The sequence below is a fragment of the Paracoccus sp. S-4012 genome (assembly GCF_009674885.1).
Taxonomy (GTDB): Bacteria; Pseudomonadota; Alphaproteobacteria; order Rhodobacterales; family Rhodobacteraceae; genus Paracoccus.
Map to the genome: position 1 here is coordinate 247,943 of NZ_WKKA01000002.1, position 12,327 is coordinate 260,269.

General features: G+C 71.3%; 15 protein-coding genes. 10 read left to right on the top strand and 5 right to left on the bottom strand.

Features of this window, described 5'->3' with window-relative positions; genetic code table 11:
- The first annotated feature begins 7 nt into the window (after positions 1 to 7).
- Entirely contained in the window at positions 8 to 655 is a 648-nt protein-coding gene (locus tag GI374_RS04635; protein ID WP_154335842.1) for a glutathione S-transferase family protein, read from the top strand.
- A gap of 92 nt (positions 656 to 747) precedes the next feature.
- On the opposite strand, the gene GI374_RS04640 is transcribed toward GI374_RS04635, so the two are convergent.
- Genes GI374_RS04640 through greA form a run of 4 tightly spaced genes read right to left on the bottom strand, consistent with a single transcriptional unit; the run spans position 748 to position 3,301 of the window.
- A complete protein-coding gene (locus GI374_RS04640) occupies positions 748 to 1,071 on the bottom strand; it encodes an AzlD domain-containing protein (RefSeq protein ID WP_154335843.1) in 324 nt (107 codons plus the stop codon).
- Positions 1,068 to 1,835, bottom strand: coding sequence for an AzlC family ABC transporter permease (locus GI374_RS04645; RefSeq protein ID WP_154335844.1), 768 nt, complete (start codon positions 1,833 to 1,835; stop codon positions 1,068 to 1,070). The genes GI374_RS04640 and GI374_RS04645 overlap by 4 nt, the downstream gene beginning before the upstream one ends.
- A 60-nt stretch (positions 1,836 to 1,895) precedes the next feature.
- Entirely contained in the window at positions 1,896 to 2,828 is a 933-nt protein-coding gene (locus GI374_RS04650) for a hypothetical protein (RefSeq protein ID WP_154335845.1), read from the bottom strand.
- 2 nt (positions 2,829 to 2,830) lie between these two features.
- A complete protein-coding gene (gene greA / locus GI374_RS04655; RefSeq protein ID WP_154335846.1) occupies positions 2,831 to 3,301 on the bottom strand; it encodes a transcription elongation factor GreA in 471 nt (156 codons plus the stop codon).
- A gap of 363 nt (positions 3,302 to 3,664) precedes the next feature.
- Here greA and GI374_RS04660 point away from each other — a divergent pair, with 363 nt between their 5' ends.
- From GI374_RS04660 to GI374_RS04700, 9 genes are all read left to right on the top strand, one after another.
- On the top strand, positions 3,665 to 4,585 hold the full coding sequence (locus GI374_RS04660) for a hypothetical protein (RefSeq protein ID WP_154335847.1): 921 nt from the start codon (positions 3,665 to 3,667) through the stop codon (positions 4,583 to 4,585).
- Positions 4,586 to 4,712: 127 nt separating this feature from the next.
- Positions 4,713 to 6,398 carry an electron transfer flavoprotein-ubiquinone oxidoreductase gene (locus GI374_RS04665; RefSeq protein WP_229582599.1) on the top strand — a complete coding sequence of 562 codons (1,686 nt, stop codon included), beginning with the start codon at positions 4,713 to 4,715 and terminating at the stop codon, positions 6,396 to 6,398.
- A 102-nt stretch (positions 6,399 to 6,500) separates the two neighbouring features.
- Positions 6,501 to 8,465 (top strand): tetratricopeptide repeat protein, encoded by a 1,965-nt coding sequence (locus tag GI374_RS04670; RefSeq protein WP_154335848.1) that lies wholly within the window; start codon positions 6,501 to 6,503, stop codon positions 8,463 to 8,465.
- Between the two features lie 10 nt (positions 8,466 to 8,475).
- Complete coding sequence (locus GI374_RS04675) at positions 8,476 to 9,303, top strand: 4-(cytidine 5'-diphospho)-2-C-methyl-D-erythritol kinase (RefSeq protein ID WP_154335849.1); 828 nt, start codon at positions 8,476 to 8,478, stop codon at positions 9,301 to 9,303.
- Positions 9,304 to 9,334: 31 nt separating this feature from the next.
- Positions 9,335 to 10,075, top strand: coding sequence for a pyridoxine 5'-phosphate synthase (locus tag GI374_RS04680; RefSeq protein WP_154335850.1), 741 nt, complete (start codon positions 9,335 to 9,337; stop codon positions 10,073 to 10,075).
- Complete coding sequence (locus tag GI374_RS04685) at positions 10,072 to 10,869, top strand: hypothetical protein (protein WP_154335851.1); 798 nt, start codon at positions 10,072 to 10,074, stop codon at positions 10,867 to 10,869. Before GI374_RS04680 ends, GI374_RS04685 begins: the two co-directional genes overlap by 4 nt.
- Entirely contained in the window at positions 10,866 to 11,270 is a 405-nt protein-coding gene (acpS, locus tag GI374_RS04690; RefSeq protein ID WP_154335852.1) for a holo-ACP synthase, read from the top strand. Before GI374_RS04685 ends, acpS begins: the two co-directional genes overlap by 4 nt.
- A 105-nt stretch (positions 11,271 to 11,375) precedes the next feature.
- Positions 11,376 to 11,651 carry an AbrB/MazE/SpoVT family DNA-binding domain-containing protein gene (locus GI374_RS04695; RefSeq protein ID WP_154335853.1) on the top strand — a complete coding sequence of 92 codons (276 nt, stop codon included), beginning with the start codon at positions 11,376 to 11,378 and terminating at the stop codon, positions 11,649 to 11,651.
- Positions 11,638 to 12,024, top strand: a complete 387-nt coding sequence (locus GI374_RS04700; protein ID WP_154335854.1) for a type II toxin-antitoxin system VapC family toxin — start codon at positions 11,638 to 11,640, stop codon at positions 12,022 to 12,024. The genes GI374_RS04695 and GI374_RS04700 overlap by 14 nt, the downstream gene beginning before the upstream one ends.
- Before the next feature lie 21 nt (positions 12,025 to 12,045).
- On the opposite strand, the gene GI374_RS04705 is transcribed toward GI374_RS04700, so the two are convergent.
- Positions 12,046 to 12,252 carry a KTSC domain-containing protein gene (locus tag GI374_RS04705; protein WP_154335855.1) on the bottom strand — a complete coding sequence of 69 codons (207 nt, stop codon included), beginning with the start codon at positions 12,250 to 12,252 and terminating at the stop codon, positions 12,046 to 12,048.
- Between the last annotated feature and the right edge of the window lie 75 nt (positions 12,253 to 12,327).

Below are 12,327 nucleotides of genomic sequence, written 5' to 3' on the forward strand. Positions count from 1 at the left end.
GGCCGCCATGCTGACGATCACCACTTACGACTGGGTGCCCAAGTTCCCGCGCGGCTGGGTCCGCGACCTCCGCGTCCGCTGGGCCTGCGAGGAGGCGGGCCTGCCCTACCGCATCGACACCGTGCCGGTGAAGGACCGAACGCCCGAGCATCTGGCGCGGCAGCCCTTCCATCAGGTGCCGATGCTGCGCGACGGCGAATTGTCGATCTTCGAGAGCGGCGCGATCGTCCTGCATCTGGCCGAGAAATCCGAGGCGCTGATGCCCCGCGACCCGCCCGGGCGCGCAGCGGTGCAGCAATGGCTGATCGCGGCGCTGAACTCGGTCGAGCCGTGGGTGTTGCGGTGGGTGGTGGCCAGGATGTTCGACAAGGACGAGGCCGCCGCCGCGCGCGCCCTGCCGCTGCTGGAACAGCGCCTCGGGCAGCTGGAGGCCGCAATGGCGGGCCGCGACTGGATCGCGGGCGAGCGTTTCACCGCCGCCGACATCCTGATGGCCGACGTGCTGCGGCTCGTCGAGGCGCAGGGCGCGCTGAGCCAGCCGGCGCTGCAGGCCTATGTCGCCCGCGCCACCGCCCGCCCCGCCTTCCGCAAGGCGCATGCGGCGCAGCTCGCGCATTTCGAGGCGGCGGATGCCGCGCGGGCGGCGGCGGAGTAGCCGGCCCCGGCCAGCCGGTCAAAAACGGGCGGTCCGCTTCTTCGCCGCTCCGCGAGGCTGGGACCGCGCGCCCAATCCTTCGCGCGGCGTCCTCACCCCCCCAGCCACAACAGCAGCGCGAGCGCCCCCAGCCCCGCACCCATCGCCGCCATCGTGTTCCGCAGCCACCGCCCCACCACCAGCGCCAGCGCGGCGGCGCTGAGGCGCAGCGGATCGACACCGCCGCCCGCCGCCTCGGGCCAGACGGTCGCCGGGGCGATCAGGGCGGGAAAGACCGCCACCGGCGTGAAGCGCAGCAGCCGCAGCGCCCAGGGCGGCAGCGAGCCGCGCCCCACGGTGCCGAGAAACGAGAACCGGATCAGGAACGTCCCCATGCCGAGGATGAGGATGATCGCCCAGATGGTTGCGTCGCTCATCGGCCGAACCTCCGTCGCTCGTCCCGCGCCTCGATCGCGGCGCCGACCGCCATGCCCAGGATCGCCGCCGGCAGCAGCCCGACGCCCGAGGGCAGCCCGGCAAGGACCAGCGCCAGCCCGAAGGCCACGACGGCCGCCGCGATCTGCGCCCGGCTGCGCAGCATCGGCGCGGTCATCGCGATGAAGGTGATCGGCACCGCGTAGTCGAGCCCGAGTCCCCCCGGCAGCGCCTGCCCCAGCGCCGCGCCGAGGCCGCAGACCAGAGGCCAGGGAAGCGCCAGCGTCACCGCAAGCCCGGCAAAGAAGGCCAGCCGCTCGGCCATCATCATGCCCGGCTCGGCCTCGTAATGCACGACCGCCAGCGCATAGGTGGTGTCCACCAGCGCATAGGCCACGCCCGCCCGCGCCCCGAGCGGCGCCGCCCCGAGCCAGGGCACCAGCGAGGCCGAATACATCGCCATCCGCAGGTTCACCGCCAGCGCCGAGACCAGCACCAGCCACGCGGGCGCGCCCTCGGCGATCAGCTGAACGGCCGTGATCTGCGACGCGCCCGCCAGCACGAGGACCGAAAAGCCCCAGACCTGCGCGAGGTCGAACCCGGCCTGGATCGAGACGACGCCGAAGATCAGCCCGAAAGGCAGGAACACCGGCGCCAGCGGCAGCGAGGCGAGCAGCCCCTGCCGGAACGCGCGGCGGACGCCGCGGCCCGCGCCGGAACCGGCGTCATCGCCGAGCGGGGGGCCGGAGGGAAAGAGGGCGGCCATGAGGATTCGCGCGCAAGGGGTTCAGCCCCCTTTGGCCCGCATGGCGGCGGGGGGCAAGCCTCAGCCGAAGCTGCCGGTCGCCTGCGCCAGCACCACGAAGGCCCGCCCCGAGCGGGTGCCCGCGAGCCTGCGCAGCTGCACGTCGTCGAGCCGCGGCAGCGTCCGGGTCAGCATCCGGTCCCAGTGGCGCATGAAGTGATGCGCCGCGTCCCGGAACACCTCGTCGCCGCGCAGCAGGTCGGCCAGCGTCACCGCCTCGTCGGCATCGAGCAGCTCCGGCGCCGGGCCGAGGGCGGCGCCCCGCTGCCCCTCGGCGAAGCGCCGCCAGGCGGCCGCGGGTGTGTCGGGCGCGGGCAGGTCGTCCATGTAGAGGCCCCGCGCCGCCAGCAGCGTCACCGCATCCTGCGAGGCGCGAATCAGCCGCGCGGTCTCGCCGTCCATCAGCGCCCGGCGCATGGCGTCTATGGCGGCGCGGTCGTCGGGGCCGTCGGGAAAGTTCAGCCCGGCGATCAGGTCCTCGGGCAGCACCTCGACCGCCGCGGGGCCGCCGAGATCGAGGCTCGGCTGCGGCGGCGCCTCGCCCCGCCGGGGCGCGGCGGCGCGGGCGGGTGCCGGGCGCGGGGTCGCCGAACGTGGCGCGGGTTCCGTCATGCGGACGGGGGGCGGCGGCAGGTCGTCCTGCACCTCATGGCTCCGCGAAGCCCCGCCCCGCAGCGCCAGCAGCTCGGCCCGCAGCGAATGCGCCTCCTCGCGCAGCCCGGCCAGCGCGCGGGCCGTGCCGACCGCCAGCCAGATCAGCGCCAGCGGCATCAGCACGCCCACGGCCGTCGCGAGCTGTGCGGCCCCTCCCTGGGGTGAGCCCTCGGGCCCGAGCGCCCAGAACATGACCACCAGCACCAGCCACGCGACGCTGACCGCCAGCCCGACGGCCGCGGCGCGGTCCTCGGCGGCGCGGGCCCGCCAGTCGCTCAGCCTGTCCCCGAGCCGCCCCATCGTCACTCGTAACGGACCGAGAGAATCTCGTAGCTGCGCTCGCCGCCCGGCGTCACCACCTCGACGGCATCGCCCTCCTCCTTGCCGATCAGGGCGCGGGCCAGCGGCGACTTCATGTTGAGCAGCCCGCGCTCCAGATCCGCCTCGGCCTCGCCGACGATCTGGAAGGTCTTCTTCACCTCGCTGTCCTCGTCCATCAGCTCGACGGTCGCGCCGAACTTGATCGCGCCCGAGAGGCTGGCCACGTCGATCACCTGCGCGCGGGCGATGATCGCCTCCAGCTCCTTGATGCGGCCCTCGATGAAGCTCTGCTTCTCGCGGGCCGAGTGGTATTCGGCATTCTCGCTCAGGTCGCCATGCTCGCGCGCCTCGGCGATGGCCTTGATGATCGCCGGGCGCTCGACGCCCTTCAACTGCTTCAGTTCATCCTCGAGCTGGGCGAAGCCCGCCGGGGTCATCGGTATGCGTTCCATCACTCGATCCTCGGGCCGCGGCACTGGCGCGGGCATGAAGGGGCCTCATGGCAGTAGGAACGCCCCCGGATTGCGGTCCGGGGGCGTTCCTAGCCGCGTGCATGGTGCGCGGAACCGGCGCGGCAATGCAAGCCCCGGCGCCGCGATGCGTGCACGAGTCCGCCTAGCCGTGGACCCGCGCGAGATCGGCCATGACGTCGTCGAGGCGGCCGATTTCCTTGAGATGCTTGGCCGTGCCAATCAAGCAGGGGTTTGGGCGCTCGTCAGAAAAAAATGCGCATGTGGACGTTCGACGCAAGGTCGTTTACGGGCATGTTAGCTCAATTCAGCCGTTGTCATCGTCTAGTGGAAACAGGAGGTTGCATGCGCATTTATGAGTCACGTACGCTGCGTGCTTTCATGACCCGGGGGGCACCCGATAGCGATCTTGCAGACCTTGTCACGTTCGAACCCCTAAATTCTCGCCGCGAGCTGTTTGCGGCGACAGTCGCTCAGAAGTACGGTTTCAACGTTGTCCACATCGTTCCCGGCGGAAACGACTGGTATCAGTACGACGACCTCGACCTCTGCCTAGACTCAGTGGCGGCGGTGACCGCTCCCGGCGCTACCATCACCGGCGCCAGCATGGGTGGTTATGCCGCTACCACTTATTCTGACCGGCTCCCGGCAACCAAGACCCTGACCTACGGCCCGCAGTTTTCCATCCAGCGGACCGTGGTGCCTGAGGAAACCCGGTGGGCCACCGAATCAGAGCGAATTGAGTTCCGATCGGACGATGCAGAAATCGGACAACGCGCCCGCCACTACGTGCTCTATGATCCGCTCTTCTCGCGAGACGTGCGGCACGTCGAGTTGATCGCGACCCACGGCCGCGACGTAGTACTGGTGCCGGTGAGTTGCGGCGGCCATACGATTGCGAGGACCCTTGCCCAGGCGGGCGTCCTCTCTGCTGTGCTTCGAACCGTCCTGGCCGGTGAGCCGACTCGCGACGAGTTGAGCACCCTGATTGATGAGCAACTTCCGGGCAGTTCGCACTACCAGCTTGGAGTAGCGCTGCAACAGCCGCTTGCCATGCGTGAGCCCTATCTACGTACGGCATTGGAATTGACTCCAAAGGATGTTGCAGTGCTCAAAATGTTGGGAAACACACTCTGCGAACTGGGCGACGTCGAAGGGCTGGACTACCTTCGTGCTGCGCTCAAGAGACGTCCAAACGATCCGCGGTTCCTCAGGGCGTTGGAACGGGGCATCAAAGCGCTGCAGGACGCCCGCCGGACCGCGTAAGCCGAGTTCTCCGAGTAACTGGACCCAGCAGACGCTAGTAGCGCGCCTCCGACCACGAGTTCACACTCCTCGGATTGCCCCTCCTACCTTCAGCCGCTAGGAACAGGACGACCGCAGAGGAAACGCCATGCTCGACGAAACCATGCAGCCGCAGACCGAAGCCATCGAGCGCGAGTCGATGGATTACGACGTGGTGATCGTGGGCGCCGGCCCGGCGGGCCTCTCGGCCGCGATCCGCCTCAAGCAGATCGACCCCGATCTGAACGTCGTGGTGCTGGAGAAGGGCTCCGAGGTCGGCGCGCATATCCTCTCGGGCGCGGTGATCGACCCGTCGGGCCTCGACCGGCTGCTGCCCGACTGGCGCGACGACCCCGATGTGCCGATCAAGGTCGCGGTCAAGCGCGACGATTTTCTCGTGCTCGGCCCCTCGGGCTCCATCCGGGTGCCGAACTGGCCGATGCCGCGGCTGATGTCGAACCACGGCAACTACATCGTCAGCCTCGGCAATGTCTGCCGCTGGCTGGCCGCGAAGGCCGAGGAACTCGGCGTCGAGGTCTTCCCCGGCATGGCCTGTTCCGCCCTCGTGCGCGACGGCGACCGCATCGCCGGCGTGGTGGCGGGCGAGATGGGCAAGCAGCCGGACGGCACCCCCGGCCCGAACTACGAGCCGGGCATGGAGCTGCGGGGCAAATACGTCTTCATCGCCGAGGGCGTGCGCGGCAGCCTCGCGCGGCAGCTGATCGAGGGTCTCGACCTCTCGGCCGGGCACGAGCCGCAGAAATTCGGCATCGGGCTCAAGGAAATCTGGGAGATCGACCCCGAGAAGCACCGCGAGGGCACCGTCACCCACACGATGGGCTGGCCGCTCGGCAAGAACGCCGGCGGCGGGTCGTTCATCTACCACGCCGAGAACAACCAGCTGTTCATCGGCTTCGTGGTCCACCTGAACTACGCCAACCCCTACCTGAACCCCTACATGGAGTTTCAGCGCTTCAAGCATCACCCGGCCGTGGCTGAACTGCTCGAGGGCGGCAAGCGCGTCGCCTATGGCGCGCGGGCGATCAGCGAGGGCGGCTACCAGTCGATCCCGAAGGTGACCTTCCCCGGCGGCGTGCTGCTGGGCTGCTCGGCCGGCCTCGTGAACGTGCCGCGGATCAAGGGCACCCACAATGCGGTCCTGTCGGGCATCCATGCGGCCGAGGCGGCGGCCGCCGCGATCGCTGCAGGGCGTGAGGGCGACGAGCTGACCGACTACGAGGAGGAGCTGCGCTCCGGCCCCATCGGGCGCGACCTCAAGCGCGTGCAGAATGTGAAGCCCGCCTGGTCGAAGACCGGCCTCTGGGGCAGCCTCGCGCTCGGCGGCTTCGACATGTGGACCGGCGGCCTCTTCCGGCGCAGCCTGATCGGCACCTGGAAGCACGGCAAGACCGATGCCGCCGCGACCGGGAAGGCGAAGAACTTCAAGCCGATCGAGTATCCCCGGCCGGACGGCAAGCTGAGCTTCGACCGGCTGACGAATGTGGCGTTCTCGTTCACCAACCACGAGGAAAGCCAGCCCTGCCATCTGAAGCTGAAGGACCCGACCGTTCCGATCCGGGTCAACCTGCCCGAATACGCGGAACCCGCGCAACGCTACTGCCCGGCCGCGGTCTATGAGGTGGTGGAGGACGCGACGGTGCCGGAGGGCGCGCGCTTCGTCATCAACTTCCAGAACTGCGTCCACTGCAAGACCTGCGACATCAAGGACCCGTCGCAGAACATCGTCTGGACGACGCCGCAGGGCGGTGACGGACCGAACTACCCGAACATGTGACCGAGGCCCCGGGCCGGGATGGATCGGCCCGCCATTGCGGCCGCGCCTCGCGCGGCGCTAAGGTCGGGGCCGCATCCCGATACGGACCGCGGAGGCCCGCCCGTGCCCATCCGACCGACCCGCAGCCTGCTTCTGGCGCTCACCGCGCTCGCCCTCGCGATGCCCGCGGGTGCCGACGAGCGGCCCGTGCCGCGCCCGGGCCTCGCGCAGGCCGCGCCGGAGGGCGAAGCGCCCGCCGCCGAACCGGGGGCCGAACCCGCCGCCTCGCCCGAGGACGCCCCCGCCGAAACCCCGCACGACCTCGCGCCCCCCGCCGCCGCCATCGAGCGGCCGGCGCGCGAGCCGGTCCACGGCCCCCTCACCCGCGGCCTCGCCGGCCCCTACCTCGCCGCGCGGCAGGCCGCGGGCGAGAACGACTTCGCCGCCGCCGCCGACTATTTCCTGCGCGTGCTGCAGCAGGATTCGCAGGAGCCGTTCCTGATCGACAGCGCCCTCGTCTCGCTCGTTTCGGCGGGCAACGTGGACCGGGCCGTCAGCCTGGCCCGCACGCTGGACGAGAGCGGCACCGAGACGGAACTCGCCGACGTGGTCCTGCGCGCCGCCGCGTCGCAGGAGGGCGACTGGGAGGAACTGCGCGAGCGTTCGACCGCGACCCGCGAGCGCGGCACGACGCCGGGCGGGCGACTGCTCGACGGGCTGCTGGAGGCCTGGGCGCTGCTGGGCGCCGGGCAGGCGACCGACGCAATGGCGCGGCTGGAGCAATTGGCCCGGATCTCGGGCGCCAAGCCGATGATCGACTACAACCTCGCCCTCGTCCGCGCCGGGGTCGGCGACTACGAGGGGGCCGAGGAACTGCTGGCCCAGCCCGACACCGGCCTGCATCTGCCCGGCACCATCGCCCATGCCGAGATCCTGGTGCAGCTCGACCGCCGCGACGAGGCGCTCGCGCTGATCGAGGACGTCCCCGGCGCGGCGGAAGAACCGGCGCTGATCGACCTTTCGGCCCGCCTCGCCTCGGGCCAGCCGGTGCCCTTCACCGCGCTGCGGGATGCCAAGGACGGCGTGGCGCAGACCTTCCTGACCTTCGCGACCGCCCTTGCCGCGAGCGAGGACCCCGACCCCCTCGCCCTCGTGCAGGCGCGCCTCGCGGCATGGCTCAACCCGCAGCTCTCCGAGGCGCGGCTGGTCGCGGCGCAGCTTCTGCAGATGGACGGTCAGTTCGACCTGGCCGAGGCCGAATACGAGGCGCTGAGGAACCTGGGCGAAGTGCGCCCGCTGGCGGAACTCGCCCGCATCGACGCCCTCGCCCGCGCCGACCGGCTGGACGACGCCGAGAAGGCCGCGGCGGCGCTGACCGCTGCCTGGCCGCAACTGGCTTCCGCCTGGATCGCCTCGGGCGACATCCTGCGCCAGCGCGAGAAATACACCGCCGCGATTCCCGCCTACAGCCGCGCGCTGGAACTGATCGCGGCCGAGGACGGCGATGCCCGCTGGTTCCCGCTCTACGCCCGCGGCATGGCGCGCGAGCGGTCGGGCGATTTCGATGGGGCCGAGCGCGACATGCGCGCCGCACTGGATATCCGGCCCGAGCATCCGCAGATCCTCAACTATCTCGGCTACAGCTTAATCGACCGCAACATGCACCTCGAGGAGGGGCTGGAAATGGTCGAACAGGCCGCCCGGCTGCGCCCTGACGATGGCTATATCCTCGACAGCCTGGGCTGGGGCCTCTACCGGCTCGGCCGCTTCGACGAGGCGGTCGGCCCGATGGAGCGCGCGGTGCAGACCATGTCGAACGACCCGCTGGTCAACGACCACTTGGGCGACGTCTACTGGATGGCCGGCCGGCAGCGCGAGGCCGAGACCCAGTGGCAGCGCGCGCTGAGCCTCGTGCTCGACGACCACCCCGACGAGACCGACGAGGAGGTGGACGTGGACCGCATCCGCGCCAAGCTCGAGCGCGGCCTCGACGCGGTGCTGGAGGACGAGGCGGCCGGGCGGCCGATCAAGGCGCCTGCGGAGGCTGCCGCGGCACCGGACAGCGCGGATGAGCGGAACGGCGGCTGATCCGCCGGCGATGCCGACCGAAGCCGCGCCTGCGAAGATCAACCTCGCGCTGCATGTGACCGGGCGGCGGCGCGACGGCTATCACCTGCTCGATTCGCTCGTGGTCTTCGCGGAGGTCGGGGACCGGGTGACGCTCGAACCGGGCGCCGCCTCGCTGACTGTCACCGGGCCGTTCGCTGCGGGACTGGACGCGGGCGAGGACAACCTCTGTCTGCGCGCCCTGCGGCTTGCGGGGGCGGAGGCGCGGATCACGCTGGAGAAGCGGCTGCCGGTGGCGTCGGGCATCGGCGGCGGCTCCGCCGATGCGGCTGCGGTGCTGCGGGGGCTGGCGCGGATGGGACATCCGCTGCCCGACCGCCTCGAGCGGCTGGGCGCGGATGTGCCGGTGTGTCTCGCCGGCCGCGCAACGCGGATGCGCGGAACGGGTGAGATCCTCGATCCCGTCCCGGACCTTCCTCCGCTGGCGATGGTGCTGGCCAATCCGGGCACCCCGCTCTCGACCCCCGCCGTGTTCGCGGGCCTCGCGCGCACGGACAACCCCGGCCTGCCGGCCATTCCCGCCTTTCCCGATGCGGCGACGCTGGCCGCATGGCTCCACACGTGCCGCAATGACCTCGAACCCCCGGCCCTCGCCCTCGCCCCGCAGATCGGCGCGGTTCTGGAAGCCCTGCGCGGCACCGGCTCCGCGCTTGCCCGCATGTCCGGCTCCGGCGCGACCTGCTTCGGCCTCTACGCGTCACCCCGCGCCGCCGAGGCCGCCGCCGCCCGCATCGCCGCCACGGAGCCCGGCTGGTGGGTCACGGCGACGGGACTCGCCCCCGCCCCCGCCCGCGGCTAGGCTGCGGCCCGCACACAACTGGAGGCCCGGAATGCTGCGTCTCGGCGTCAACATCGACCACGTCGCCACCGTCCGAAACGCGCGCGGCACGCCCTGGCCCGATCCGGTCGAGGCCGCGCGGGTGGCCGAGGCCGCGGGCGCCGACGGCATCACCGCCCATCTGCGCGAGGACCGACGCCACATCAGCGATGACGACATCGCCCGGCTGATGGAGGTGCTGGAGCGGCCGCTGAACCTCGAGATGGCGGCGACCGAGGAGATGCAGGCCATCGCGCTCCGCCACCGTCCGCATGCGGTCTGCATCGTCCCCGAAAAGCGCGAGGAGCGCACCACCGAGGGCGGGCTCGACGTGGCGGGCGACGAGGCGCGGATTGCGGGTTTCATCGCGCCGCTGGCCGAGGCCGGTTGCCGCGTGTCGCTTTTCATCGGCCACGCGCCGCGCCAGATCGAGGCCGCGGCGCGGACCGGGGCGGCGGTGGTCGAGTTGCACACCGGCGCCTGGTGCGACCTCGGGCTCGAGGGCAAGTCCGCGGCACAGCGGGGCGAACTCGAGGGCCTGCGCGAGGGCGCGCGGCTGGCCCATTCGCTGGGCCTGGAGGTCCATGCCGGCCACGGGCTGACCTACGAGAACGTCGCCCCCATCGCCGCCATCCCCGAGCTGCGCGAACTCAACATCGGCCATTTCCTGATCGGCGAGGCGATCCTGCGCGGCCTCGGCCCGGCGATCGTCGAGATGCGGCGGCGCATGGACGCGGCGCGGCAGTCCGAATGACGCTTCTGCGGCTGATCTGGGCGACGCTGGGCGGGCTCTGGTCGGTCCTGATGATGCTCATCATGGCGGCGTCGCTGGCGCTCAACGTGGCGATGGCGGTCTCGCCGGTGATCGCGGCGGCGGTGGGCGGCGCGGTGCAGGCGGTCTCGGGCGTCCGCAGCCTCGCCAGCCGCAATGCCGACAACGTGGCCCGGCTGGAAACCCGCGCAGTGCAGGCCGAACGCCGCGCCGCCGCGGCAAGCGCCGAGGCCGCCGATGCCCGCGCCGCGCGGAAGGTGACCTATCGCGGCGCGAGGGCGACGGCGGCGGAAGCGGTGGCCGACACCTCCGACCGCCTCGCCCGCCGGACGGCGACCGCTACGGCGCGCAACGTCGGCTCGGTCTTCGGCGAGGCCCTGCCGGTGGTCGGCATCGGCGTCATCGCCGCGGCGACGGCCTGGGAGCTGCACGACGCCTGCGAGATGATGAAGGACATGCGCGAGCTTGACGTGGCAATGAACCCCGACCGCGCGCTGCCGCCCGAGGCCACCGCCGTCTGCGGCATGCAGGCCCCGAGCCGGACGGAAATCTGGAACGCCGTCGCCAGCAGCCCCGGAAGCGCCTGGGAGGGCGCGCAGGGCTTCTATGACGAGCTGCCCGAACTGAGCCTCGGCGGCTTCTTCGAGCGCACGATCGGCATGTTCCGCGCCACCTACGACTGGGCCTTCGCCGAGCCGGTCGGCCCCCTCGCCGCGGACGGCACCGCCCCCGCCGCGCCCTCCGACCTCGACCCGCGCGGATGGGTGGGCCAATGATCCTCGGCATCGGCACCGACCTCTGCAACATCGAGCGCATCGAGGGCGTCCTCGCCCGCTTCGGCGACCGCTTCCGCGACCGCGTCTTCACCGAGGCCGAACTCACCCGCGCCGCCCGCCGCCCGCATGAGGCGGCGACGCTGGCAAAACGCTGGGCGGCGAAGGAGGCGTGCAGCAAGGCCCTCGGCACCGGGCTGCGGATGGGCATCGCCTGGCGCGACATGGCGGTCGCCAACGATCCCCGCGGCCAGCCGCATATGACGCTGACCGGCTGGGCGGCCGAGCGGCTCGCGGCGATGACGCCCGAGGGCCACCGGGCGGTGATCCATGTCAGCCTGACCGACGACCGCCCCTGGGCGCAGGCGGTTGTGGTGATCGAGGCGGTGCCGGCCAACGGCTGAAGCACCCTCGGGCGGCCTGGCGCGCGCGTGCAAGGCGTCCATCCGCCACTTGCGGCAGCGATGCCCGACGCTTATCTTACGATCATCTTACCACGGACGCGTCTCATGGCTGCACACAATCCGCTCACCACGACCCTGTCCACCAAGGGACAGGTGATCCTGCCCAAGAGGGTGCGCGAGAGCCGCCATTGGAGCGCGGGCACCCGCCTGGTCGTGGAGGAAACGCCTGAAGGGGTGCTGCTGCGCCCGGCTCCGGCCTTTCCCCCGACGGCGCCGGACGAGGTCTTCGGGATCCTGCCTGCGACCGGTCCGGCCCGGACGATCGAGGAGATGGACGCCGCCGTCTTGGGGGAGGCGGCACGGCGGCATGGTCGCGATTGACACCAATGTACTCGTCCGCTTCCTGACGAACGATCATGCCGAGCAGTCGCGGCAGGCGCGCGCGCTCGTCGCAAGCCAGGACGTGTTCGTGGCCCTCACAGTCATGCTGGAGACCGAGTGGGTCCTGAGGAGCGCCTACGGCTTCGCGCCCGAGCACATCCATGCGGCGCTGCGCGCCTTTGCGGGGTTGCCCCAGGTTCGTGTCGAGGCTCCGGGACGGCTGGCGGAGGCGCTCGACCGGGCCGAGGCGGGCCTCGACTTCGCCGACGCGCTGCATCTGGGTGCCAGCCCCCAGGAGGCTTTCGCGACCTTCGACACGCGGCTCATCAGGGCGGCTCGCCAGCTCAGGCTGGCGTCCGTGCGCGAGCCCTGATCGCTGAATGCGGGCCGCGCTCTACTTTCGACGCACCTTCCTGAACGCATACTTGTCGCGGACATGCTCCGCGAAGAACGCACCGGCCGAGGGCGCCGCGAGGAAAGCGTCATAGACCCGCTCCGGCACCCCCGCATAGTCGTAGCGGTCGCCATCCGCGAACCAGACCGAGAGCGTGCCCGCCTCCCACTCCACCCGGCGGACCGCGCGCGAATCGATGAACGGCATCGCCCCTCCTCACGGGGGCTCAACTTGACTCCCGCCACGCGAAGCGGTCAACAGCGCCGACCGCAGCGAAAGGGG